Annotated in this window: 24 protein-coding genes, 1 tRNA gene and 1 other RNA gene; 17 read left to right on the forward strand and 9 right to left on the reverse strand. The window is 65.5% G+C overall.

All coding sequences use genetic code 11. The features are described from left to right. Positions 1-153: 153 nt before the first annotated feature. The 4 genes from F4X41_07830 to moaA are packed head-to-tail and all read left to right on the forward strand — an operon-like array spanning position 154 to position 3488. The gene (locus tag F4X41_07830) at positions 154-801 is read left to right on the forward strand and encodes a hypothetical protein (protein ID MYB16924.1); all 648 of its coding nucleotides are present in this window, start codon (positions 154-156) and stop codon (positions 799-801) included. Further along, positions 798-2009: a cysteine desulfurase gene (locus F4X41_07835; protein ID MYB16925.1), complete on the forward strand. Its 1212-nt coding sequence runs from the start codon at positions 798-800 to the stop codon at positions 2007-2009. Before F4X41_07830 ends, F4X41_07835 begins: the two co-directional genes overlap by 4 nt. A gap of 49 nt (positions 2010-2058) precedes the next feature. Continuing rightward, entirely contained in the window at positions 2059-2445 is a 387-nt protein-coding gene (locus F4X41_07840) for an iron-sulfur cluster assembly accessory protein (protein ID MYB16926.1), read from the forward strand. Then, the gene (moaA, locus tag F4X41_07845; protein ID MYB16927.1) at positions 2442-3488 is read left to right on the forward strand and encodes a GTP 3',8-cyclase MoaA; all 1047 of its coding nucleotides are present in this window, start codon (positions 2442-2444) and stop codon (positions 3486-3488) included. Before F4X41_07840 ends, moaA begins: the two co-directional genes overlap by 4 nt. A gap of 15 nt (positions 3489-3503) precedes the next feature. On the opposite strand, the gene F4X41_07850 is transcribed toward moaA, so the two are convergent. Then, entirely contained in the window at positions 3504-4133 is a 630-nt protein-coding gene (locus tag F4X41_07850; GenBank protein ID MYB16928.1) for a 50S ribosomal protein L25, read from the reverse strand. Positions 4134-4352: 219 nt separating this feature from the next. On the opposite strand from F4X41_07850, the gene F4X41_07855 reads away from it, so the two are divergent. Next, positions 4353-4574 (forward strand): hypothetical protein, encoded by a 222-nt coding sequence (locus F4X41_07855; GenBank protein MYB16929.1) that lies wholly within the window; start codon positions 4353-4355, stop codon positions 4572-4574. Between the two features lie 6 nt (positions 4575-4580). Here the strand turns inward: F4X41_07855 and F4X41_07860 are convergent, their stop codons facing one another. Beyond that, a complete protein-coding gene (locus F4X41_07860) occupies positions 4581-5150 on the reverse strand; it encodes a hypothetical protein (GenBank protein ID MYB16930.1) in 570 nt (189 codons plus the stop codon). 225 nt (positions 5151-5375) lie between these two features. On the opposite strand from F4X41_07860, the gene rpsP reads away from it, so the two are divergent. The 4 genes from rpsP to groL all read left to right on the forward strand — a co-directional run bounded on the left by rpsP (position 5376) and on the right by groL (position 8575). Continuing rightward, positions 5376-5771 (forward strand): 30S ribosomal protein S16, encoded by a 396-nt coding sequence (gene rpsP / locus F4X41_07865; protein ID MYB16931.1) that lies wholly within the window; start codon positions 5376-5378, stop codon positions 5769-5771. 45 nt (positions 5772-5816) lie between these two features. Continuing rightward, positions 5817-6053, forward strand: a complete 237-nt coding sequence (locus tag F4X41_07870) for a KH domain-containing protein (protein ID MYB16932.1) — start codon at positions 5817-5819, stop codon at positions 6051-6053. A 52-nt stretch (positions 6054-6105) separates the two neighbouring features. After that, entirely contained in the window at positions 6106-6861 is a 756-nt protein-coding gene (gene trmD / locus F4X41_07875; GenBank protein MYB16933.1) for a tRNA (guanosine(37)-N1)-methyltransferase TrmD, read from the forward strand. 124 nt (positions 6862-6985) lie between these two features. Then, positions 6986-8575 carry a chaperonin GroEL gene (gene groL / locus F4X41_07880; protein MYB16934.1) on the forward strand — a complete coding sequence of 530 codons (1590 nt, stop codon included), beginning with the start codon at positions 6986-6988 and terminating at the stop codon, positions 8573-8575. Positions 8576-8604: 29 nt separating this feature from the next. Here the strand turns inward: groL and F4X41_07885 are convergent, their stop codons facing one another. Beyond that, on the reverse strand, positions 8605-9003 hold the full coding sequence (locus F4X41_07885; GenBank protein ID MYB16935.1) for a hypothetical protein: 399 nt from the start codon (positions 9001-9003) through the stop codon (positions 8605-8607). Positions 9004-9203: 200 nt separating this feature from the next. Between F4X41_07885 and murD the strand changes: the two genes are divergently transcribed. The 5 genes from murD to F4X41_07910 all read left to right on the forward strand — a co-directional run bounded on the left by murD (position 9204) and on the right by F4X41_07910 (position 13824). Further along, positions 9204-10553: a UDP-N-acetylmuramoyl-L-alanine--D-glutamate ligase gene (murD, locus tag F4X41_07890; protein MYB16936.1), complete on the forward strand. Its 1350-nt coding sequence runs from the start codon at positions 9204-9206 to the stop codon at positions 10551-10553. A gap of 129 nt (positions 10554-10682) precedes the next feature. Next, entirely contained in the window at positions 10683-11714 is a 1032-nt protein-coding gene (locus F4X41_07895; protein MYB16937.1) for an alpha/beta hydrolase, read from the forward strand. A gap of 110 nt (positions 11715-11824) precedes the next feature. Continuing rightward, positions 11825-12088: a hypothetical protein gene (locus tag F4X41_07900; GenBank protein MYB16938.1), complete on the forward strand. Its 264-nt coding sequence runs from the start codon at positions 11825-11827 to the stop codon at positions 12086-12088. 44 nt (positions 12089-12132) lie between these two features. Beyond that, positions 12133-12483, forward strand: a transfer-messenger RNA (tmRNA) gene (gene ssrA / locus F4X41_07905). After that, positions 12484-13824, forward strand: a complete 1341-nt coding sequence (locus tag F4X41_07910; protein MYB16939.1) for a hypothetical protein — start codon at positions 12484-12486, stop codon at positions 13822-13824. Here the strand turns inward: F4X41_07910 and clpX are convergent. Together clpX and F4X41_07920 are read right to left on the reverse strand one after the other, a co-directional pair. Beyond that, positions 13821-15098 (reverse strand): ATP-dependent Clp protease ATP-binding subunit ClpX, encoded by a 1278-nt coding sequence (gene clpX / locus F4X41_07915; GenBank protein MYB16940.1) that lies wholly within the window; start codon positions 15096-15098, stop codon positions 13821-13823. The two genes, F4X41_07910 and clpX, sit on opposite strands and share 4 nt — an antisense overlap. A 34-nt stretch (positions 15099-15132) precedes the next feature. After that, positions 15133-15729: an ATP-dependent Clp protease proteolytic subunit gene (locus F4X41_07920; GenBank protein ID MYB16941.1), complete on the reverse strand. Its 597-nt coding sequence runs from the start codon at positions 15727-15729 to the stop codon at positions 15133-15135. Positions 15730-15901: 172 nt separating this feature from the next. Between F4X41_07920 and F4X41_07925 the strand changes: the two genes are divergently transcribed. Next, on the forward strand, positions 15902-17170 hold the full coding sequence (locus F4X41_07925; protein ID MYB16942.1) for an aminotransferase class I/II-fold pyridoxal phosphate-dependent enzyme: 1269 nt from the start codon (positions 15902-15904) through the stop codon (positions 17168-17170). Positions 17171-17596: 426 nt separating this feature from the next. On the opposite strand, the gene F4X41_07930 is transcribed toward F4X41_07925, so the two are convergent. The 3 genes from F4X41_07930 to F4X41_07940 all read right to left on the reverse strand — a co-directional run bounded on the left by F4X41_07930 (position 17597) and on the right by F4X41_07940 (position 19801). Further along, positions 17597-18193, reverse strand: coding sequence for an ATP-dependent Clp protease proteolytic subunit (locus F4X41_07930; GenBank protein ID MYB16943.1), 597 nt, complete (start codon positions 18191-18193; stop codon positions 17597-17599). Between the two features lie 79 nt (positions 18194-18272). Next, positions 18273-19670, reverse strand: coding sequence for a trigger factor (tig, locus tag F4X41_07935; GenBank protein MYB16944.1), 1398 nt, complete (start codon positions 19668-19670; stop codon positions 18273-18275). Between the two features lie 55 nt (positions 19671-19725). Continuing rightward, positions 19726-19801, reverse strand: a tRNA-Gly gene (locus tag F4X41_07940). Between the two features lie 131 nt (positions 19802-19932). Here F4X41_07940 and F4X41_07945 point away from each other — a divergent pair. Then, the gene (locus tag F4X41_07945; GenBank protein MYB16945.1) at positions 19933-20358 is read left to right on the forward strand and encodes a hypothetical protein; all 426 of its coding nucleotides are present in this window, start codon (positions 19933-19935) and stop codon (positions 20356-20358) included. Between the two features lie 86 nt (positions 20359-20444). Further along, entirely contained in the window at positions 20445-22064 is a 1620-nt protein-coding gene (locus tag F4X41_07950; protein MYB16946.1) for a formate--tetrahydrofolate ligase, read from the forward strand. Between the two features lie 17 nt (positions 22065-22081). On the opposite strand, the gene F4X41_07955 is transcribed toward F4X41_07950, so the two are convergent. Beyond that, positions 22082-22792 (reverse strand): DNA alkylation repair protein, encoded by a 711-nt coding sequence (locus F4X41_07955; protein ID MYB16947.1) that lies wholly within the window; start codon positions 22790-22792, stop codon positions 22082-22084. Between the last annotated feature and the right edge of the window lie 94 nt (positions 22793-22886).

Below are 22886 nucleotides of genomic sequence, written 5' to 3' on the forward strand. Positions count from 1 at the left end.
CCAATATAACAGAAGGTGTCCGGTTTTGCAGAATGGGTCAGTAAAGTGGGCCCGACCGGGCTGCGGATTAGCTACCGCTAATCGGGCCGGCGCGAACTGAGGTCAGAATTATTCGACCGGGATCGGATGGTTAGCGAGCGGATGGAGCGGGAATTGAAAGACACCGCATCTCCGCGGGAATTCGTGGTCCAGATCCTGCGCCGCCACGGGCCGCTGGGACTGGCTGAAATCGCCGAGCACTACGGGGCTCGGGTCCAATCGGTGCGCCCGCAGTTGAACTGGCTGCTCGCCAACGGCTACGTCGAAGTGGAATCGGTCCGCTCCGGCGTCGGACGACCGCGCCACAGTTATCGGCTCACCGACCTGGCCGACGAGATGTTCCCCAAGGACTACCGCGATCTGGCGGTTGAGCTGATCGAGTCGGCCGCGACCCAGGGCGAGGTCGCCCTGGTCCACTCGGTCTTCATGCGGCGCGAAGTCGAAATTGAATCGGAGATCCGTCCCCAACTGCTGGGGCGCAGTCTGGAGCAGAAACTCGACGTCATCTGCAGGGTCCTGAGCGAGCGCGGCTACATGGCGCGGTACTATCCCGGCGAAGGCGGATTCGTGATTGAAGCGCGCAACTGCCCGGTATCGGCGGTTGTTGAGGTGACCGACATGCCGTGCACCTGCGAGCGCGACATGATCGCCCGGCTGCTGGCGGGGGATGCCACGGTCGAGTCGTCCAAGCGCCTGCCGCTCGACGACGACATCTGCTCGTACAACGTCCGTCCGGCCACGGTTTCGGCACCCGGGCCCTGACTGAGCCAGGGGCGAGAGCAGTCGCGCCCGAGTCCGCCGCCGAGCGGCGAATCTATCTCGATCACGCCTCGACCACGCCGGTCAGCGACGCGGTGCTGGAAAAAATGCTCCCCTACTTTGGCGCCGACGGATACAACCCGTCGGGCCTTTACCGCGAATCGAGGCGCGCCCGCGCCGCGCTCGACGGCGCCCGCCAGCAGGTCGCCGAAGCCCTCGACTGCGAACCGCCGGACGTTGTCTTTACCGGTTCGGGTTCGGAAGGAGCCAATCTGGCCGTCAAGGGTGCCGGGCTGGCCGCCCGGGCGCGCGGGCGACCGGTAGTCCTCACTACTGCGATCGAGCACCACTGCGTGCTCGGCGCCGGCGAATACCTGGAGCGGTTCTGCGGCTGCGAACTGCGCGTAATGCCGGTTGAACCATCGGGCCTCGTTGACCCCGACCGATTGGCCGCCGAGCTGAACGACCGGGTGGGTCTGGTTTCGGTCATTTACGCCAACAATGAAATCGGGGTCATCCAGGACATCCCGCGGCTGGCCCGGTTGGCGCACCAGGCCGGCGCCGTATTCCACACCGATGCGGTCCAGGCGATCGCCAGCTGCCCGGCCGGAGTTGAAGAGCTCGGCGTCGACCTGCTGTCGATCGCGGCCCACAAGTTCTACGGTCCCAAGGGCGTCGGGGCCCTGTACGTCCGCCCCGGGACCAGGGTGATTCCACAGGTGCAGGGCGGCGACCAGGAGAACCGGCGCCGCGCCGGTACGGAAAACGTGGCTCTGGCGGTGGGATTGGCCGAGGGTCTGGCGCTGGCCCGCCGAGACCGGGAACGCAACCGGGCCCACGCACTCCTACTGCGCCAGCGCCTCCAGGAAGGATTGGCCCGCATCGAGGGGGTGGTCTTCAACGGCGACCCCGACCACCGCCTGGCCAACAACACCAACATATGCATCAGTGGCGTGTCGGCCGAAAAAATCCTGCTCGAACTCGACCGCGCCGGATTCTCCGCGTCCTCGGGCTCGGCCTGCACGGTTGCCTCGGCCGAGCCCTCGCACGTGCTGCTGGCGCTGGGTCGGCCGCCGGAACTGGCCCGCGGCAGCCTGCGGATCACCACCGGTCCCGAAAACACGGTCGCCGACATCGGAAGCTTCCTGGATGCGCTGGCGAACATCATCAGGAAAGTTCGTGGCGGTGCGCTGTCCGCCCATGCCCCATAATCACTGGCAGGGAAGCTAAACCGAACTGGACGCTGCTGGACAGACCGGGATGATCACCGTAAGCAGGCTGGCCGCCGATTACATCAGCCAGACGCTGGAATTACCCGACAACGCGGGCAAATTCATCCGGATCCGCGTAAACAAGGGCGGCTGCGCCGGGTACGAATACGACTTGGCGCTGGACAATCGGCTCGCCGCCGACGACCTGGTGCACGAGCACGGTCAGCACCGGATCGTATACGACCGCGTCACCGGTACCCTGATCGAGGGATCGCAGCTGGACTTCAACGAGAACCTGATCGGTCGCGGGTTCCTGCTGCGCAATCCCAATGCCGAGATCACCTGCGGCTGCGGGACCTCGTTCAACATCAAGCCGCGCCGCTCGCCGATGAAACACATGCGCGCCAAGCGCGAAGACCGCCCCCAGCCGGAGTGACTGTCGCCGGACCCCGGCAGACCCCGACCGACCGATTTGACCGGCCGGTTCGCGACCTGCGGATTTCGCTGACCGATCGCTGCAACTTTCGCTGCAGCTACTGCATGCCGGCCGAAGTCTTCGGAGAGCACTACGAGTACCTGCCGCGGTCCGAGATCCTCACGTTTGAAGAAATCGAGCGCCTGACCGCGATCTTCTACGACCTGGGCGTTTCGAAACTCCGCCTCACCGGCGGCGAGCCGCTGCTGCGGCGCGATCTGCCCGATCTGGTCGCCAGGCTGCGCCGCGCCGCCCCGCGGGCCGACTTGACCCTGACCACCAACGGCTATCTGCTGGAGCGTTGCGCGCAGGAACTCAAATCGGCCGGCTTGGACCGGGTGACGATAAGCCTAGACGCGCTCGACGATGAGACCTTCAAGCGGTTGAACGGTCGCGGATTCGCGGTCGGGCCGGTCCTGACCGGAGTCGAAGCGGCCCAGCGCGCCGGCCTCGAGCCGCTGAAGATCAACTGCGTTGTCATCAAAGGCGTTAACGAACACGCCCTCGAGGACCTGACCGGGTACTTCAGAGGCCGCGGCGCGATCGTCCGCTTCATTGAATACATGGACGTAGGCACGCGCAACCACTGGGAGCTGGATCACGTCGTAACGGCTGCCGAGATGGCCGAACGGATCCGGGACAGTTTCGACCTGGTTCCCCTGCCGGCCAACTACCCGGGCGAGGTGGCGCGCCGGTTCGGTTACGCCGACGGCCGCGGCGAGATCGGCTTTATCACCTCGGTTAGCGCGCCTTTCTGCGGGGACTGCACGCGCGCCCGGCTGACCCCCGACGGCCGGCTGGTCACCTGCCTGTTCGCCAGTGAGGGGTTCGACCTGCGCGGGCTGTTGCGCGGTGGGGCCAGCGACGACGAGGTCGCCGAAACGATCTGCAGCATATGGGCGGGGCGCAGCGACCGCTATTCAGAACTGCGCTCGCAACTCTCTCCGGATGAAGCGATCCGATCGGCCAGCGAACGGATCGAGATGTACCAGCTCGGGGGCTAGCGTCTCCGGGACCGGCTAGCTCTCTTCGGGCTCCACTTCGAGCTCTTCGAGCAGTTCTTCCTCGTCCAGCTCCTCGTCCTCGGTGGCTAGCCGCGATCGTTCGACGTGCGCCAGCAGCGCACCCGGATCGGTGATCAAGGTCACCCCTTCGGCCAGGTCCACGTCGCCGGCGTAAACCGCATCGCCGGCGTCGACAAGGTTTTCAAGGCTTACCTGCACCACGGCGGGAATCTGCCGGGGCAGACCGTTCAAGCTCAAGCTGTCGAGCATGCGCACCACGAACAGGTCGGAACGGGCGTCCGCCGGAGAAGTATCCACGTATTCGAGCGGAACCTCGGCGGTGACCGCGGTGCCGGCATCCACGTGCCGGAACACCACGTGCAGGAGGCGCCGCGTCACCGGGTGAATGTCGACGTCGTCGACCAGGGCCAGTTGTCGTTCGCCCTCGATCTGCAATTCGACCAGCCCGGTCCGCCCGTGGTTGCGGACGTAGGCCGCCATCGAATGCTCGTCAACCTGCAGCGGTTGCGATTCGCCGCCGGGAACTACCAGGTTGACGGGAATGCGGGCGTTGCGGCGCAGGGACTTTACGCGGTTGCCGAAGCGCGCGCGCGGCTCGGCGGCTAATTGTTGTGGTTCGGGCATAGGGATTACCGTGTCAGTGGTCAGGGGCCGGGCGCGCAACGGCCGCGGCCGGGCCGGGCGCGAAAAACTGCAGCCTAAAAAGCCGCGCAGGATCGCAGCCAACCGCAGATTTTATGGGGATCGGAACCCCTCCGGGGCGGGAACAGCGGTACCGGCTGGCGCGGAGGTGCTGCAATAATCGGCACGACATTTCCCAAATTAGCGGGACATTAACCCCAATTGGCTAATCGCAGGGCGGCATCGCTGAGTTCGCTTTTCTCCGATGCCTGCAAACGACAAGATATCGCGATCGAGGAAGCAGTCGGTTGCGAGCGGATCGAGGACACGCTCGTTTTGCATCTGGCCCCGAACGAGCAGATCGTGTTTCAGATCGAAATCGACGACGACGGGTTGCCGCGCGGACTTGGCCAAGTCATCGAAACCGACACCGCCGCCGGTTGAATCCGCCTATCCGGCGATGTATACGCGCGGCCAAACACCGCGATTGCGGGCCAGCGCCAGCGCCGCGGCGGCAAAGGCCGCGAGCAGTGCCAGGAGCGCGGCTGCCGGAAGGGCCGCGTCGTTGACCCGGGCCCAGCTGGCCAGGTTGTAGCACCCCCAGGCCAACGCCGGCGCGGCCAGCAGGACCTGCGGAAATACAAGCAGGACGGCTACCGCCACGTAGCCGGGTGGTCGCCGGGTCTCAAGCGCCCCCGAATAGTCGAACTGGCGGCGGGCCAGGGCGTCGCAGATAAAGCCTGAAACCAGCAGATAGGCGCCGATCAGGAGGGGGGCCGAGACCCGGACGGCATTGCCAAACGTCGGTTCGGCCAGATCATCGCCGAGCGGATCGGGTATGGGCGCAAAAGGGGCGTCGAGGGCCAGCACCGCGGCCACGAAGGGCGTCCGCAGGAGAACGATCGCGACCATGATCAGGGCCGCCAGCAGAACCGACGGGCCAAGCCAGCCCGGGACGGGCGGCGATCCCGGCGACTCCGGCCCAGGTGCGGAGGCCGACGGCGATGGGGGCTGCGACATTTCTATCTCCCGCAAGGCGCGGACCTTAAAGGAAAACGGGCAAAGACGATCAGGGATTGGACCGCTGATCTGTCCTATACTCGATTTTGCTCGCATGCGGATGCGCACGCAATACCCCGATTCGGCCTTTCCCGGCAGGGGTCATGGCCACACAGTTGGCGCTGCCGCAGGAGTTTCCAGACACGTATTTAGTCCCTCATCCGGGAGTCGCTTGGTTTGCTAAGAATCCGCTTGCAGCGCCGCGGCGCCAAGAAGCGGCCCAGTTACCGGGTGGTCGTTATTCCGGCGCGCTCGGCACGAGACTCACGCTGCGTCGACGATCTGGGTTACTACGACCCGGTTCCGGACCCGTCCACCGTCGCAATCGACGTCGACCGCGCGGCCGACTGGATCCGCAAGGGCGCCCAGCCAAGTGACCGCGTCGCCAAACTCCTGGAATCGATCCAGCCCAATTTTTCGGATTTCGTCCGTTCCGGGGTCACCCTCGAAGCGGCCCAGCAAGCCCAGGCCGCGGCCCTGCAGATTGCGCGTCAGCGCCGCGCCGAGGCCGAGGCCGAGGCTGGCGCCGCAGCCGAGAGCCCCGAGGCCAATGGGGAAGAAGAACCAGTCGCCGCCGACTGACCAGCAAAACGGCCACGCCCCGCGCGGCCTGAAAGATAGTCACGCATGGAAGATTTGATCCGGTTCATCGCCGAAAACCTGACCGGCGATCCCGATTCGATCGAGGTGGAGAGCTACGAGCGCTCCGGAACGACCGTCTACGAGCTGCGCGTTCCGGCCTCCGACATGGGCCGCGTGATCGGCCGCCACGGCCGCATGGCCGCCGCCATTCGCCGGGTGATCAACGCCGCTCCGCTGGCGGCCGGCCAGCGCTGCATCCTGGACATCGAAGAGGCCGCCTAACCCGGCTAGTCCGACCCGGCCGCGCAGTCCGCCCCAGCCAGGCCGCCGGGCGATGGAGATTGCGTTCATCACGATCTTCCCGGAGATGTTTCCGGGCCCGTTGGAATTCGGAGTGATCGGGCGCGCGCTTTCCCGCGGCGACGCCCGGGTGGAAGTGATCGACCTGCGCGATTTCGCCGAAGGCCGTCAGCGCCAGATCGACGACTATCCGTTTGGCGGCGGCGGCGGCATGGTGATGACGGCCCCGCCGGCCGCGGCCGCGATCCAGCATGCGCGCGGGGACGGAGGCCACGTGATCTTCATGACCCCGCAGGGACCCCGGCTCACCCACGCTGATTGCCAGCGGCTGGCCGGCCGCGCCCGTCTGGTGATTCTTTGCGGACGCTACGAAGGCCTCGATGAACGGGTTCGCCGGAGCATGGTTGACGAGGAGTTCTCGGTCGGCGACTTCGTCGTTACCGGCGGCGAACTGCCCGGCATGCTGCTGGCCGAAGCGGTGCTGCGGCTGCGGCCCGGGGTGGTCGGCAACGAGTCCGGCGTCCGCACCGATTCATTTGCCACCGGGCTCCTGGAGCATCCCCAGTTTTCGCGGCCGCGCGAATTCTCCGGCCTGGGCGTCCCGGAGGTCCTGCTCTCGGGCGATCACGCCGCGATCGCGGCGTGGAAGCGGTGCGAGTCGCTGCGGCGCACCCTGCTGCGGCGCCCCGAGCTGCTCGCTGAAGCCTCCCTTACACCCGGGGAGCGGAGCTGGCTGGCCAGTCAGCACCCGCTCGAATGGAGGCGGGCCGGACTGCCCGAACCCGAATAATTGCGGATCGCGCCCATTTGCAAGAAAATTCGTGGCGCCGCCGGCCCGCGATCCGAACCGGCGTGGCGGTGCGATCTCCCCAAAAACCTGACCATTTCCAGTCTGTCAACCTGAAGGCCACGCCATGATTTCCCACAAAGAAGTGCTTCTCGGGGCCAGTGCGCGCGAACGCATCCGCACCGGCGTCGACCTGATCGGCGACGCGGTGCGCGTCACCATGGGCCCGCGCGGGCGCAACGTCGTCCTGGAGCGCAAGTACGCCCTGCCGGCAATTTCCAACGACGGATACACCGTCGCCAATTCGATAAATTCGCTGGCCGATCCGTTTGTCGACACCGGCGCCAAGCTCGCCTACCAGGCGGCCAAGAAGACCAACGAGGACGCCGGCGACGGCACCTCCACATCGGCGGTGCTGACCCAGGCGATGTATGCGGCCGCGCTGAAGCTGATATCGGCCGGATACAACCCGATGATCCTGCGTCGCGGCATGGAGCTGGCCGGGGCCGCGGTTACCGACCACCTCAAGGGCATGGCCCGCGACCTGGACGGCGACGAGGAGCTGACCTGGGTTGCCTCGCTGTCGGCCAATGACCCCGAGATCGGCGAGGTCGTCGCCGGGGTCTACACCAAGCTAGGCGCCGACGCGGGCGTGAACCTGGAAGATGGCTCGACCAGCGAGCTGACCGTCGAATACCTGGCCGGACTCACCTTCGACCGAGGGCTGAAGTCCCCGTATTTCGGATCCGGGGAGGACATCAAGGCCGAGATCGATCAGCCCTACATCTTCATCACCGACCAGAAGCTGGAAGCGGCCAACGAGATCGTGCCGTTCTTGGAGAAGTTCGTCAGCAACGGCTTGCGCAACCTGCTGGTGATCGCCGAGGACATCGAGAAAGAGGCGCTGGCGGCCCTGGTGATCAACAAACTGCGCGGCAACCTAAACGTGGCCGCGGTGAAAGCCCCGGCGTTCGGCGACCGTCGCCGCGGGATGCTCGAGGACTACGCGATCTTTACCGGCGGACGGCTGGTGGCCAAGGAACTGGGCATCGGCTGGGAAGACGTGACCCTGGACTACCTGGGCCGCGCCGAGAAGGCGATCGTCGGGCGCAACGAGTCCACCATCATCGGTGGTTCCGGCGAACCGCGTGCGATAAAGCAGCGCGTCGAGGAGCTCTGGGCATCCAGTCGCGCCGCGAAGAATGACTTCGACCGCGAAAAATTTGCCGAACGGGCCAACAATCTGGCCGGGACGGTAGCGGTGGTGAACATCGGCGCCCCGACCGAAGTCGAGCAGAAGGAAACCCGCGCCCGGGTGGAGGACGCGGTCTCAGCCGCCAAGGCGGCCTTGCAGGAAGGCGTCATACCCGGAGGCGGGGTATCGCTGGTTCGGGCCGCGGCCGCCATCGACGATCTCGAGCTGACCGGCGACGCCGCGATAGGCGCCGAGGTCGTGCGGGCCGCATTGACCGCGCCGCTCGCCCAGATTGCCGAGAACGCCGGCTACGAAGGCGACGTGATCGTGCGCCGGGTGGGCGACCTGGAGGGAGCGCACGGCTTCAACGCCGCCACCGGCGAATACGAGGACCTGCTCAAGTCCGGCATCGTCGACCCGGTGAAGGTAACCCGACTGGCGGTCACGAACGCGGTGTCGGCGGCGGTGATGCTGGTCACCACCGAGGCAATGGTGGTGGACCCGCCGCCCAAGTCGGGCTAAAGCGGGCCGCGCGGCCGCGCGCCGGGAGGCTAGAAGACCGAGTCCGACCGCGACCAGTCGACCGACGAAATCTGGATCTGGATCGGTTCCTGCTGCGGGTCGAAAGGCTCGACGTCGGTGTCGTCGAAGATCGATTTGAGGTGGTTGTCGGACAGGAATTTCTGCTCGACTAGGGCATCGCAGAAGGTTTCGATGACCTGGTACCGCGTGAACCACTCGTAGGGTTTTTCGTAATTGCCGGAACGGCGCGCGAAGTAGCAGACGACATCTCTGACCGAGATCGCATCGATCGTCCGCGCGGGCGGCACCGACCTGCAAAAGTCGTCGACCCAGGCGACGCGGCGTTCGATTTCCTCATTGGAATAGCGCTGCTTGGATGCAAGATATCCGCGATACCATTTGGCAGCGCTGGCGGCGTTGATCGACATCTGGTCCTCCCGGCCAAACCGCTCCGCCGACCTGCCAGCGTTCGACAGCAGCGTTCCGACCACAAACGTCTGAACGATATTTGGTTGGGGTGCCGGTTGCAGCGGCCGCGCCGCCGACTGGCACCGTTTTCATTTTAGATGCGGATTCGGCAATTTCCAGTCCCTCCCCCTCCGATTCGAGTGATCGCAGGGCACTCGGCATGACCCCGATCGCGCTTGCCGGCCGCCGGGTGGTGGTGATGGGGCTGGGCCTGCACGGCGGCGGGGTGGCCATGGTCCGGTTTCTTTGCCAGCGCGGCGCGCGGGTGCTGGCAACCGACCTGCGCGATGCCGAAACTCTGGCCCCGAGCCTTGCCCAGCTGGCGGACCTTGACGTGGAATTCGTCCTCGGCGAGCACCGCCGCGCCGACTTTGCGGGCGCCGACCTGGTGATCCGCAATCCGGCGGTGCCGGAGGAATCGCCGTATCTGGCAGCGGCCCGCGCGTCCGGGGTGCCGGTCGAAATGGAAATGGGGCTGTTTTTCGCCGAGTGCGAACCCGATCGGATCGTGGGCGTAACCGGAACGCGCGGCAAGACCACGACCGCGACGTTTATCTGGCACGCGCTCCGCTCGGCCGGTCGCAAGGCGGAACTGGCCGGCAACATGCGGATTTCGGCGGTCGGTCTGCTGGCCGGGCTCGACCCCGAGGCGGTCGTCGTGCTCGAACTCTCCTCCTGGCAGCTGGAAGGGCTGGTGCAACACCAGATCTCGCCGGCCCGCGCAGTGGTCACAAATCTGCTGGACGACCATCTCGACCGCTACCCCAGCCGCGACGCATATGCGGCGGCCAAGCAGACGATCGTCGCTTTCCAGCGACCCGGCGACCTGGCGGTTCTTAACTCCGAGAACGCGTACACGACCGCGTTCGCCGAGTCGGCCCCGGGACGGGTGGCATGGTTCTCGGCCGCCGACCCGGTCGCCGGCTGGAGCCGGGCCCAAATCGGTGGCGAGCACAACCGGGCCAACCTGGCGGCGGCGAGCCGGGTGCTGGTTGACCTTGGACTTTCCGAAAGGGAAATCGCGGTGGCGGTGGCCAGCTTCAAAGGCGTCCCCTATCGCCAGGAAACGGTGGCCCGAATCGACGGAGTCAGCTGGGTGAACGATACGACTTCGACCACTCCCGACGCCGCGATCGCGGCGCTTGAGGGGCTTTCGCCGCCGTTCGTATGGATCGCCGGAGGATCGGAAAAACACCTGGATTTTGAGTCTCTGGCGGAGCTGGCGGGGCGGCGGCGGGAGCAGATTCGGGCGGTGGTGATGCTGCCGGGAGCGGCCAGCGAGCGCCTGGGCAGGAGCCTTGCGGGCCAGGAGCTGCATCCGGTGGCGACGATGCCCGATGCGGTACGGACCGCGGCCGCGCTGGCGCGCCCGGGAGATACCGTCCTGCTTTCGCCGGCGTGCGCGTCATTCGGCCTTTTTTTGAACGAATTCGACCGCGGAGACCAGTTCAACGACGCGGTGCGGGCTATTGCTGAGCCCGCCGCCGGCGGCGATGCGGCGGGCGGTTGAAAATCGAGCACGCGGTCGTAAGGGAACGCGCGCACTGCGCGCAGGCCCGGCTCGGACTCCGCAAAACTCCGCGCCCGAATTCCAGACTGCGGCAATAGTCCTCACAACTCGATTAAGGGTCAGACCGAAATGGCCGACATGTCCAGTGATCCCCGAATCGACCCGCGCATCAAGGCCGCCCTCGGGCACCTTCAGACGACCGACGGCCGCGACGTTAGCAGCAGAGAAGAAGCCATCGCACTCGAATCCTCGCCGCAGCGAATCGCGCGCGAGGCGGTGATGGGAATCCTGAAGGAGTCCTGCGACAGCGATGCGGTCGCACCCTCCAGCGGGTTGGAAATCTCAGTTCGCGAGTTTTCCTCGCAACCGGACGGCAATGCGATCACGGTGCGGTTCATTCGCGCCCGCGACAAGGGCCCCCTGCCGTGCGTGTACTACATTCACGGCGGCGGGATGGCGACCTCGTCGGTGTTCGACCCCCACTACCGCGCATGGGGCCGGATCATCGCCCGCTATGGCGTTGCGGTGGCGATGGTGGATTTCCGCAACTGCCTCACCCCCTCCTCGGCTCCCGAAGTTGTCCCCTATCCGGGCGGCCTCAACGACTGCGTTTCCGGGATCCGCTGGCTGGCCGCCAACGCCGACGAGCTGGGCGTTGACCCCGCGCGAATCGTGATCGCGGGCGAAAGCGGCGGCGGGAATCTGACCCTAGCCACCGGGATGAATCTGCTGCGCGACGGCGACATCGGCATCGTCAGAGGTCTCTACGCGCTCTGCCCCTACATCGCCGGTAGCTGGCCGCGGGCCGAGTTGCCTTCATCGACCGAGAACAACGGTCTACTGCTGGACCTGCACCACAACCGGGCCGCGATGGCCTACGGTTGGGACGCGTTCGCCGCCGGGGATCCGCTGGCCTGGCCGCTATTTGCTTCGCCCAAGGACGTTGCCGGACTGCCTGCCACGACGATATCGGTCAACGAGTGCGACCCGCTGCGCGACGAAGGAATCGCTTTCTACAGGCTGCTGCTTTCCTCGGGGGTTGCGGCGCGTTGCCGGCAGGTGATGGGGACCATCCACGCCACGGAGATATTTGCGGCGCTTTGTCCGGAAATCTCTCGCGACACCGCCCGCGATCTGGCGGCGATGTGCCGCGGCGACTAGTCGCCCGCCCCCCGGTCGGGACCTGCCGAGCGGGAATGTGCCCCGGCCTAAACTGAAATCACCCGGGCGCCGGGCCCGGCCCCAGCACAGGAAGGCGACGGTAATCGCCCATGCAGTCCAGCCTCATCGGCAAGATTCAAAAGGCCAAACGCTATTCCGAGGAACCGGAACGGATCAACATCACCGAACTCACCTCGACCTTTCGCGGTGGAAACGGTGATTACGAGGTTTCGTATTCGGAGAGCGGCGGCTGGTCCTGCACCTGCGAGTTTTCGCAAAGCTGGGGTTACTGCTCACACATGATCGCGCTTGAGAAACTGTTGACGCCAATGGTCAAAATCGCCGCCGCGCCAAGCATCGAAGGAGCGGCTTGAGCCCCTGGCTCCGAGTGCGCAGTTTGCTAACATTCCTATCCCTAGGGGATGCTGGGATTTGACAGGCTGGTTGAATTCCGGTTCGGCAGGTCGAGGATGCTGTCTGGCTCGTTAAAACGACAGCAACCAAAAACTGCCAAACCTAAGTTGGCTCTCGCCGCCTAAACCGCGGTGACGTCGCTCCGGGTTTCTCTGGTGACCCGGAACCCGGCGTTCGCAAACCGGAGCGCTGCGTGACCCGGCCTGAAGGGTTGCGCCTAAGACCGAATCAGGCAATCTAACCCGGACGTTGTCCGTGACCCATCCGGGCAGATTGTTGGAAACGGACTAAACCTGTAGAAGAGCCGGAAAGAAACAGTCTGGACGGGGTGTTCGACTCACCCCCATCTCCACCAATGAGGGACTCCGCCCGCAAAGGCGTTGCGGCGCGGGTCCTTGGCGACTTGGTCAGGATCGGCTGGCGCGGGCCGCGGCTGGCATTGCCAGCATCGGTAAACCTTGGAATCGCCGGACTGCTCGCCCCGGTCATCAACGCGCTGTTGGCGCGCGCTTCGGACCCAGAGGCGGCGATCGCCGGATTTGCGGTCGCCTACGGGCTGATGGCCCTGATCGCCATTCCGCAGCTGCGAATCCAACAACTCACGCTCGTCTTCGCCCGTTCCGGGCCGAGTCTTGCCAAGGTGCGCCGGTTCATCTCGCTGCTCGCGCTGGCAAGTTTCTCGGTCGGCGCGCTGGCGGCGATCAGCCCGCTCGGCGGTTGGCTGCTGGCCAAGGGGTTCGGACTTTCGGGAGCCCCCCTGGAACAGGCGTCAGTGGCCCTGGCGCCGCTGGTCGCCTGGATTCCGCTGGCGTGTTTCAGGACCCACTTCCACGGCATCATGCTCGCCACCGGGCGCACCGGGGTCATGTGGTCGGGGATCGCAATTTCCCTGGCGGCGGCGGTACTGAGCACCGCCCTGCTGTTGTACCTGGACGTGCCGGCCGCGGCCGCGGCGGCATCGGGGCACAGCATCGGGGTGGCGCTGGAGGTATTGATACTGTTTGCCGCCGACCGCGCGGGCTATGCCTGGCCGGGCGAGGCCGCGGCGGTTCCCGGCTACCGCGAACTGGCCCGTTTCTTCGGTCCATTGCTGGTGGCCGCGCTTTTGCCTTCGGTCACGATCCCGATCCTGCACGCGGCGATGGCCCGCGCGCCCGATCCGGCAACCGGAATCGCCGCCTTCACCCTTGCGCGTTCGGTGGTCCACCTGGCGACGATCCCGATCTGGGGGCTGCAACCGACCCTGTTGGCCTTGTTCGGGCGCGGCACGCCGCCGCGCGCGGCGGCGACTTTCGCCTACGCGATGGGCTTGGGCGCGCTGGCGATTACGCTGGCGATCTCCTACCTGGGGCCGGTCAATGATCTGGTGCTCGGCCAGCTGCTTGGAGCGGCCGGCGCGCTGGCAGTGCAAGGCCAGGCGGCGATGATGCTTCTGGCGCTACTACCGCCGCTGATGGCGATGGAGCAGGTTTACTCGTCGGCGCTGCTGGCCTGCCGGCGGGCCAACCCGTTTATCTGGATCAACCTGCTGCGGCTCGCAATCCTGATCCTGACAGTGGCGGCTGCGTTGCTGGTCGCTCCCCAGGCGGTATGGGTCGGCGCGGCGGGCGAATTCGCCGGGTTGATGGGCGAGGCCCTGGTGACGATGGGGTTCGGGCGCTCGTCCTACCGGCAGCTGGCGGAAGCGGCCAGCTAGCCGCCGATTTCCTGCGCCAGTTCCGGTTCACCGCCCCGGGTCGTGGTCACGTAGAGCGGCTTCAAACCGCGGTTTACGACCTCGGCGGTAATGACTACCTTGCGGACATCGCGCCGCGAGGGAATCTCGAACATGGCCGGCTGCAGGATGCCTTCCATTACCGTGCGCAGACCGCGGGCGCCGGTCTTGCGGCTCTGGGCCCGCTCAGCGATCGCCGACAGGGCGTCCTCGGTAACGGACAACTCCACGCCGTCCATCTCGAACAGCCGTCGGTATTGCTTAATCAGCGAATTGGCCGGCTCGGTCAGGATCCGGCGCAGCTGCCCAACGTCGAGCGCGTCCAGGGCCGCGACCACCGGCAGGCGGCCGACGAATTCGGGGATCAGGCCGTAACGCATCAGATCGTCGGAGGAGACGTGGTGAAGGGGGTTCTCCCTGATCTCGCGGCGCTCCGCGGCCTCGAAGGCGAATCCAAGCGAATTCCCGGCCCCGGTGCGTCGCCGCACGATTGTTGAGAGGCCCTCGAACGCGCCACCGCAGATGAAAAGGATGTCGCGGGTCTGGATCTCGAGAAATTCCTGGTGCGGGTGCTTGCGTCCGCCTTGCGGCGGCACATTTACCTGGGCCCCTTCCAGGATCTTGAGCAGGGCCTGTTGGACCCCCTCGCCGGAAACGTCGCGGGTGATCGATGGGTTCTCGGCCTTGCGCGCGATTTTGTCGATCTCGTCGATGTAGATGATCCCGGTCTGCGCGGCGGCGATGTTGTGGTCGGCCGACTGGATCAGGCGCAACAGGATGCTTTCCACGTCTTCGCCGACGTAACCGGCCTCGGTGAGCGCGGTAGCGTCGACGATGCAGAACGGCATATCCAGCAGGCGGGCCAGGGTCCGGGCGATCTCGGTCTTGCCGCAACCGGTGGGCCCGATCAGCAGGATGTTGGTCTTGTCAAGTTCGAGGCCGTCTTCGCCGTACTGGCCGGCCACCAGCTTCTTGTAGTGGTTGAAGACCGCCACCGCCACCGCCCGCTTGGCCTGGTCCTGGCCAATTACGTGGCGGTTGAGGAATTCGAAGATCTCCTTTGGCGTGGGCGGGGCCGAAATGGTCGTCGGCGGTTCCCCGCCGCCCCCGTCGTCGGCAATCGCGTCGTTGCAGACTTCCACGCACTCGTTGCAGATGTAGACGTCGCCGGCGCCGGCGATCAGCCGCCGCACCTGGTCCTGGGTTTTGCCGCAGAAAGAGCAGCGGAAGATGGGTGGTCGCTCACCAATTGGCATGCTCTCCAGCCTCTCCTGTCAACCGGCCGGCCGGTCAGCCGGTCTCGGTGCGCCTGACGATCTGGTCCACGATCCCGTAGTCGAGCGCCTCGTCGGCGCTCATCCAGTAATCGTGCTCGGTGTCTTCCCTGATCTTGTTCTTGGCCTGGCCGGTGTGGGTGACCAGGACGTCCTCGATGCGGTGCCGGACCCGCACGATCTCGCGCGCCGCGATCTCCAGGTCGGATGAGGTCATGTGGCCCGGAATCGACTGCGAGGGCTGGTGAATCAGGACGCTGGAATGCGGCAGCGCGAAGCGCTTGCCCTTCTCGCCGCCGGCCAGCAGCACGCAGGCGATGCTGGCCGCGATCCCGGTGCAGAAGGTCTGGATCTGCGGCTTGATGTACTGCATCGTGTCGTAGATCGCCATGCCGGCCGTCACCGACCCGCCGGGCGAATTGATGTACATCGAAATGTCGCGGTCGGGATCCTCGCTCTGCAGCAGCAGCAGCTGGGCCACGATCGTATTGGCCAGGGTGTCGTCGACCGGCGAGCCCACGAATATGATCCGATCGCGCAGCAGACGCGAGTAAATGTCCATCCCACGCTCGCCACGCTCGGTGGTCTCGATCACATAGGGAATCAGGGTCATAAGGATTACGGGTCCCCGTAACTTGAAGGGCGCGGCAGGCCCCCGCTGGCCGGCCCGCAGGCCGATCGGGCGCCCCAGATTATCCGCCCCCGGCGGCCTCCGATTGGTGCTCGTCCAGGGCCGGCGGGCGGCACCTATAGACTGGTTTTTTGTTCGAGTGGGAGGCGGTCATTTGATAGAGACGAACCGCCTGGCTATCGACGGCGGGCGGCCGGTCATCGCCGAGCCGCTGCCCTCGGGGGTCTCGGGTCCGAGCGTGATGGCCGAGGAAGAGATCGCCGCGGTCGCCGAAGTTATTCGCTCCGGGCGACTGTTCGTCTACCCTCGCGGCGAGAGCGTGACCGCCGAATTTGAAGCCGCGGCCTGCCGATTTCTGGGCGTCGAGCACGCCTTGATGGTCAATTCGGGAACCAGCGCTTTGACCGCCGGGCTGATCGCGATCGGCGTCGGGCCGGGCGATGAGGTGATTATTCCCGGCTATACCTACGTGGCCACTGCGGCGGCGGTGCTGGCGGCCGGGGCGGTGCCGGTCATCGCCGAAGTCGACTATTCGCTGGGACTCGACCCCGAGGATTTCGAGCGCAACATCACGCCGTATACGCGGGCGGTGATCCCGGTGCACATGCGCGGAATCCCGGTCCGCCTGGCCCGGATCCTGGAAATCGCCGAAGCCAATGCAATCACCGTGGTCGAGGATGCCTGCCAGTGCGTCGGCGGCTCCTACCGCGGCCGCCCGGTCGGCACCTACGGAAAGGTTGCCGCCTGGAGCCTGAACTACTTCAAGACGATCTCGACCGGCGAAGGGGGCCTGCTCTACACCAACGACCGCGACATCTGGGAGCGGGCAGCGCTGGCTTCCGACCCCGGTCTGCCGCTATGGGAAGGGCCGGAAGCCTGGCGCAACGACGCCATCCCGCGCGCGACCAACCGGCCCAGCGAGGTTCTGGCGGCGATCGCGCTGGTACAGCTCGGGCGCTTGGAACAAATCCTTGCCCATCAGCGATCGCTCCGGCGGACGTTGCTTGGCGCGCTGGCGCCGCCGCGCGGTTACGTGCTGCAGCATCTGGACGATCCCGACGGGGATACCGGAGGCTCGGTCTCCGTAATCGTGAATGACCAGACGCAGGCAATGGCCTACGCGCGGGCGCTATCGGCCGAAGGAGTGGAGGCGGCCACGACCTACAACCAGGGATTCCCCGACCGGCATATCTACGCCCACTGGGGCTCCATCCTGGAAAAGCGATCGCCGCACCGGCTGGGCTATCCGTGGAACGACCCCAACTACCTTGGTTCGGTCAAGTACTCGCGCGACATGTGCCCCAGGACGCTGGACCTGTTGAGCCGCTGCATCCGGTTCGACCTGCACATGAACCTTGAGCCGGAGCACGCCTTGCTTATCGCGAAGGCACTGAACAAGGTTGACGCAGCTTTGGGCGGGTGAGCGCTTGTATTCACTCGTGCAACCGACATACACCCCGCTCAATGCCTTCACCTAAGCAAGCCCGAGGCAGCCGGTCGTTGGGTGGCCGATGCGAAATCCGGTTGCAAAGCGTACAAATTGCAACTAGCACTTGCAATCTGTACCGAACCACCATCCGTAGCCTTGACATCTCGTGAAATAGAACCGCGGCTAAGAGAGTTTTTTGGCCTTTACCCGATCGTCACGGTGACCGGATCGCGGCAATCTGGGGAAACCGCCCTGTGCCGGGCGGCATTTCCTGAATTGCAGTGCGCCAAATTGGAGGCCCCGGATCAGAGGGATTTCGCGAAAGACCATCGTCTATGGAGGCGCGACTAAGCAGTTGCGCGGAGATTGCGGCGTGGTGCCCTTTACCGATTTCGCCGAGTTGCTCGAGCGCTCAATTCGCTAGCCGGTCTCGGTGCGCCTGACGATCTGGTCCACGATCCCGTAGTCGAGCGCCTCGTCGGCGCTCATCCAGTAATCGTGCTCGGTGTCTTCCCTGATCTTGTTCTTGGCCTGGCCGGTGTGGGTGACCAGGACGTCCTCGATGCGGTGCCGGACCCGCACGATCTCGCGCGCCGCGATCTCCAGGTCGGATGAGGTCATGTGGCCCGGAATCGACTGCGAGGGCTGGTGAATCAGGACGCTGGAATGCGGCAGCGCGAAGCGCTTGCCCTTCTCGCCGCCGGCCAGCAGCACGCAGGCGATGCTGGCCGCGATCCCGGTGCAGAAGGTCTGGATCTGCGGCTTGATGTACTGCATCGTGTCGTAGATCGCCATGCCGGCCGTCACCGACCCGCCGGGCGAATTGATGTACATCGAAATGTCGCGGTCGGGATCCTCGCTCTGCAGCAGCAGCAGCTGGGCCACGATCGTATTGGCCAGGGTGTCGTCGACCGGCGAGCCCACGAATATGATCCGATCGCGCAGCAGACGCGAGTAAATGTCCATCCCACGCTCGCCACGCTCGGTGGTCTCGATCACATAGGGAATCAGGGTCATAAGGATTACGGGTCCCCGTAACTTGAAGGGCGCGGCAGGCCCCCGCTGGCCGGCCCGCAGGCCGATCGGGCGCCCCAGATTATCCGCCCCCGGCGGCCTCCGATTGGTCGGAGTCGGGGTCATCGGCCGGGGCTTCCGACCCTGATTGTTCGCCCTCGGCGCCGAGCGGATCCTGGACGTTGACCTCTTCCAGGAGCTGGTCGAGGACCCTTTCCTGGAGGATCTGCCCGGCCAGGCTTTCGATCCCCATCTGGTTCAGGTAGTGATTGCGCAGCGCTTCCTGTTCGCCCGCGGGGTAGGAAGCGAACATCTCGGTCAGCCGCGTTTCAACGTCCTGGGGGCCGACTTCTATCTCCCGGGCGCTGGCGAATTCGCGGATCGTCAGCGAATTGCGGATCATGTCCTCGGCGTCCTCGTGGGCCTGCTGACGGAAGGATTCGTCGTCCATCCCGCGCTGGGCCAGGAAGGTCTCCAGGGCCATGCCACGCCGGGTCAAGTCGGCCACCCGCGCCTCCAGGAGCTGATGGGCCTGGTTGCGGACCAGTCGTTCGGCGATCGTGAAATCGGATTTGTCGATCAGGGCCGCCAGGGCCTCGTTCTGCAGTCGGGAACGGTCTTCGCGCTCGCGGTAATCGGTCATCTCCTCGCGCATCTGATCGCGCAGTTCTTCGACGCTCTCAACCTCCGAGACCGAGGCCGCGAACTCATCGTTCAGTTCCGGCAGGGTGCGCTCGGTCAACCCGACCAACTTGACCCGGTATTCGGCGCTCTTGCCGGCCACCGCCGCGATTGGCGAGGAATCGGAATAGGCGAGTTCGAACTCCTTCTCGTCGCCGATCCGCATGCCCAGGACCTGGTCCGCGAATCCATCGGCAAATCCCGGATTGGACATGCTGACCGCCAGGCCCTCGCGCTCGATTCGGTCTTCCCCGTCGACGCGCTCGCGAAAGTCGAAGCGGGCGATGTCCTCGCCGCCAAGTTCGCGCTCGGAGTCCTCGATGTCGACCATCTCGGCGCGACTGGAGCGGATCGCCTCCAACTGCTGGACAATCTCCTCCTCGCCCACCTCGATCGTGCGGCGGCGCAGGCTGATGGTGCGGGCGTTGCCCAAGGTAACCGTCGGAACCAGCGGGACCGTGCCCGAATAGGTGAACGTGCGCGAGAAATCTAGTTCGCCTTCGCCGGAATCCGGATATTCGAACTCGGGCTGGTCGGCCATCTCCAGGTCTTGCTCGGCCAGGGCGCGGTCGAAGGTGCGCGGTACCAGGCGTTCGATCGCATCGAGTTTGATCGCCGCTTCTCCGAACAACCGCTCGACCACCCGGGGAGGCGCCTTGCCGGGTCGGAATCCGGGTATTTTCTGGCGCTGGGCGATGCGACGGGCAGCGTTCTGATACTCGCGCTGCAGGTCCTCGACCGGTATTTCAATCGTCAGCTTGGCGGTGCCGTCGCCAATCAATTCGCTGGAAGAGGGCAAGGTTCCACCTTGGGGTAAGTCGGGGTTGAGGCGCCAATGGGCGCTAGCGGTTACCTGGAGCGGAAGACGGGACTCGGACCCGCGACCTTCTCCTTGGCAAGGAGACGCTCTACCAACTGAGCTACTTCCGCGCTCTTCTGGAGACGAAACAAAGTCTATATAAAGTTTCCGGACCCGGCCGGGCGCGCGGGCCCGTCGGACCGGTCGGCGGATAATGTTGGCGGTGCGCCTAAATCATGTGGAAGTAAGGGACGCGGCGAGGATGAGGACAGCCTATCTGGTGCTTGGTGCGGTGCTGCTCGTAACCGCGGCGGCGGCCTGGGTTCTCTGGGTCATCACCCCGCTGATTCACGACGGATCGGACAGCTACCCGTACTGGGAAGTGCTCAACTACTTCATGGCCTTTTCGGTGCTGGTGGCCCTGCTGGTGAACGCGGCCGGCAAGCGCGCCTACGACCGCGCCAACTCCGCCGACGGACCCATTACCCGGCGCTGGTTGACTGTTAACGTCTTGTTCTTTGCTTCGCTGGTATTGGCGGCCTGGTTTTACTGGAACTGGTTCTTCTACTTCTTTCCGGAGAGCGAACCCGGCGCCGCCGACATCCACCTGGAAATGTGGACTCTGATCAATCCGCTCTTCTATCTCACCTGCGGCGTGACCGGTTTCCGGATGCTCAGACGTGCTTGAATTGCCCCGGCTGATCCGCGCGAGGCGCGGACCGCCAGTCGGGGCCTGCAGGCGCCCCTAACCGCGACCGGATCGAAGGCCGCGAATTGCGCCCCATTCTTGAAATTGCCGATGAGCTCGGCATTGAGCAGGGGCACCTGATCCCGTACGGGAATTCGAAGGCCAAGGTTTCGCTAGCGGCGATTCGCGATCGACCCGCCGGCAAATTGATCGTCGTCACCGGGATGACCCCCACGCCGGCCGGAGAGGGCAAGACGACCACCTCGGTGGCGATCGCCCAGGGTATGGGGCGGCTAGGACTAAAGTCCGCCGTCACGCTGCGCCAGCCGTCACTGGGTCCGATCTTCGGACTCAAGGGTGGCGGGGCCGGCGGGGGTCGCGCTCGGGTCGTTCCCGAGGACGAAATAAACGTCCACTTCACCGGCGACGGGCATGCTGTTTCCTCGGCCCACAACCTCCTGGCGGCGTTGACCGAGAACGCGATCCAGCGCGGCCAGATTCCGGGAGCTCGGACGAGCGGGATCAGCTGGCGGAGGGTTCTGGACGTCCAGGACCGCGCGCTGCGCAATATCACCACCGGGCTGGGCGGTGCGGGCAATGCCCCGCTGCGCGAAACCGGATTCGATATCGTGCCGGCTTCCGAGATCATGGCCGTTCTGGCGCTGGCAACCGACTTCGACGACCTGCGTCGCCGGCTCGCGCAGGTCACCGTGGCGGTCGGCCAGCGCCGCGAAGCGGTTACCGCCGGCGACGTGGGTGCGGTCGGTTCGTTGATGGCGCTGCTGCGACATGCCCTGTTGCCGAACCTGGTCCAGACGACCGAGGGCCAGCCCGCGTTCGTCCACACCGGACCCTTTGGCAACATCGCCCACGGATGCAGCTCGGTCGTCGCCGATCGATTGGCGCTCGGCTACACTGATTTCGTGCTGACCGAGGCCGGATTCGGCGCCGATCTTGGCTTCGAGAAATTCATGGATATCAAATGCCGCGGCGGCGGACTTGATCCGAGCGCGGCGGTCGTGGTGGCCACGGTTCGGGCCTTGCGGCACCACGGCGGCGCCACCCGCGACCGGCTCGCCGAACCGGACGTGCAGGCGGTTGAGGCGGGAACGGCCAATCTGGCCCACATGATCGGGATCGTGCGCGGGTTCGGATTGCCGGCGGTCGTGGCGATCAATCGCTTCGAATCAGACACCGATGCCGAGATCGCCGCGGCACGCGCGGCGGCGCTGGCGGCTGGTGCCAGCGCGGCGGTCGAATCCACCGGCTTCGAACAGGGCGGCGCCGGCTCGGCCGACCTCGGGGCCGCGGTTGCCGAGGCGGCCGCCGGACCGCCGCCGCCCGTGACCTATCCCTATCGCCTCGCGGATCCAATCGCGGAAAAAGTCAAATCGCTGGCCACCAAGCTCTACGGCGCGGCCGACGTCCACTGGAGCCCGAGCGCGTCGCGTCAGCGGCGGCGATTCGAAAGGCAGGGTCTGTCCGATCTCCCGATCTGCATGGCCAAGACACCGATGTCGCTTTCGCACGACCCGCGCCTCCGCAACCGCCCCCGCGGGTACACGTTCGAAGTAGTCGACTGCCGCGCCTCCACCGGCGCCGGATTCATCTATCCCATTGCCAGTTCGATCCTGACCATGCCCGGTCTGCCCAAGAGTCCGCGGTCGCTTGACCTGGACGAGCAGGGAAACATCCTCGGGTTCTAAGGCCCGCCGGGCCCTGCTCAGGCTTGGTTGGATTGGCGGATCTTGGCAGCGTTCTTTAGCGCTTCGCGGCGCGAAAGCGGGCTGATCTCGTCCGAATTGTGCGCAATGAACGACTCCACCACCGCCAGGTCAGTCCAGGCCAGGGAGCGAAGCGCCCAGCCGATGCCTTTGCGAATGAAGAAATCGGGGTCGGCCAGATTGCTTTCAATGCAGTCGAAGAGGAGACGGATGTCGGTCTCCTGCTTGCGGCCCAGCTGGCAGATGATCGAGGACCGACGCTTCCATTTGTCCGGATCCAGACTCCAGGCCCGCATTTCCCGGGACATTTCGGCGGGGTGTTTCTCCAGTAGTTCGCGAAGCCGGTGCGAGGCGATATCGTCGACGTAGTCCCACCATGCTCCGGTGACCACCAGTTCCTCCAACAGCGGCAGGGTGTCCAGGCTCCGGAAGGAACTGTACTCCCGGGCACCCAATAGCGCCAGCGCGGCGTATCGCTCCTCGCGGTATTCGGCTTTCCTCCAGAGTTCCAACACCGACTCTCGCCAGGCGCGTTTGTCTTCGATTGGATGAGCCTGGAATACGTCTCTGCACAATCGGCGCCGCAACGGGGTCTGGATGCCCCGGTAGGGCATTTCCGACTTCATGTAGCGCCGCATTCCGGCGGCTTTATCCGGGTTGGCGTTATCGGCCAGAACCCGGCGGATTTGGGTCACTAGGGGGTTTGGCATACCGATCGGACCAGCTGCGCCGCGACCGCCGCCAAGGCGGGCGGATGGCAAGCCCCGCGCCGCCTTTGGCGACGCGGGTTTAGGCCGCTGCCGG

It is taken from the genome of Chloroflexota bacterium, from assembly GCA_009840625.1.
GTDB lineage: Bacteria > Chloroflexota > UBA11872 > UBA11872 > VXNJ01 > VXNJ01.

Excerpts from the sequence above, each read along its gene's own strand:
- F4X41_07910 (MYB16939.1), top strand. The coding sequence starts at position 12,484 with ATGAGGGACTCCGCCCGCAAAGGCGTTGCGGCGCGGGTCCTTGGCGAC.
- F4X41_07840 (MYB16926.1), top strand. The coding sequence starts at position 2,059 with ATGATCACCGTAAGCAGGCTGGCCGCCGATTACATCAGCCAGACGCTG.
- F4X41_07920 (MYB16941.1), bottom strand. The coding sequence starts at position 15,729 with ATGACCCTGATTCCCTATGTGATCGAGACCACCGAGCGTGGCGAGCGT.
- F4X41_07945 (MYB16945.1), top strand. The coding sequence starts at position 19,933 with ATGAGGACAGCCTATCTGGTGCTTGGTGCGGTGCTGCTCGTAACCGCG.
- F4X41_07885 (MYB16935.1), bottom strand. The coding sequence starts at position 9,003 with ATGTCGATCAACGCCGCCAGCGCTGCCAAATGGTATCGCGGATATCTT.
- trmD (MYB16933.1), top strand. The coding sequence starts at position 6,106 with ATGGAGATTGCGTTCATCACGATCTTCCCGGAGATGTTTCCGGGCCCG.
- F4X41_07895 (MYB16937.1), top strand. The coding sequence starts at position 10,683 with ATGGCCGACATGTCCAGTGATCCCCGAATCGACCCGCGCATCAAGGCC.
- F4X41_07860 (MYB16930.1), bottom strand. The coding sequence starts at position 5,150 with ATGTCGCAGCCCCCATCGCCGTCGGCCTCCGCACCTGGGCCGGAGTCG.
- groL (MYB16934.1), top strand. The coding sequence starts at position 6,986 with ATGATTTCCCACAAAGAAGTGCTTCTCGGGGCCAGTGCGCGCGAACGC.
- F4X41_07870 (MYB16932.1), top strand. The coding sequence starts at position 5,817 with ATGGAAGATTTGATCCGGTTCATCGCCGAAAACCTGACCGGCGATCCC.
- F4X41_07900 (MYB16938.1), top strand. The coding sequence starts at position 11,825 with ATGCAGTCCAGCCTCATCGGCAAGATTCAAAAGGCCAAACGCTATTCC.
- F4X41_07955 (MYB16947.1), bottom strand. The coding sequence starts at position 22,792 with ATGCCAAACCCCCTAGTGACCCAAATCCGCCGGGTTCTGGCCGATAAC.
- clpX (MYB16940.1), bottom strand. The coding sequence starts at position 15,098 with ATGCCAATTGGTGAGCGACCACCCATCTTCCGCTGCTCTTTCTGCGGC.
- F4X41_07930 (MYB16943.1), bottom strand. The coding sequence starts at position 18,193 with ATGACCCTGATTCCCTATGTGATCGAGACCACCGAGCGTGGCGAGCGT.
- murD (MYB16936.1), top strand. The coding sequence starts at position 9,204 with ATGACCCCGATCGCGCTTGCCGGCCGCCGGGTGGTGGTGATGGGGCTG.
- F4X41_07850 (MYB16928.1), bottom strand. The coding sequence starts at position 4,133 with ATGCCCGAACCACAACAATTAGCCGCCGAGCCGCGCGCGCGCTTCGGC.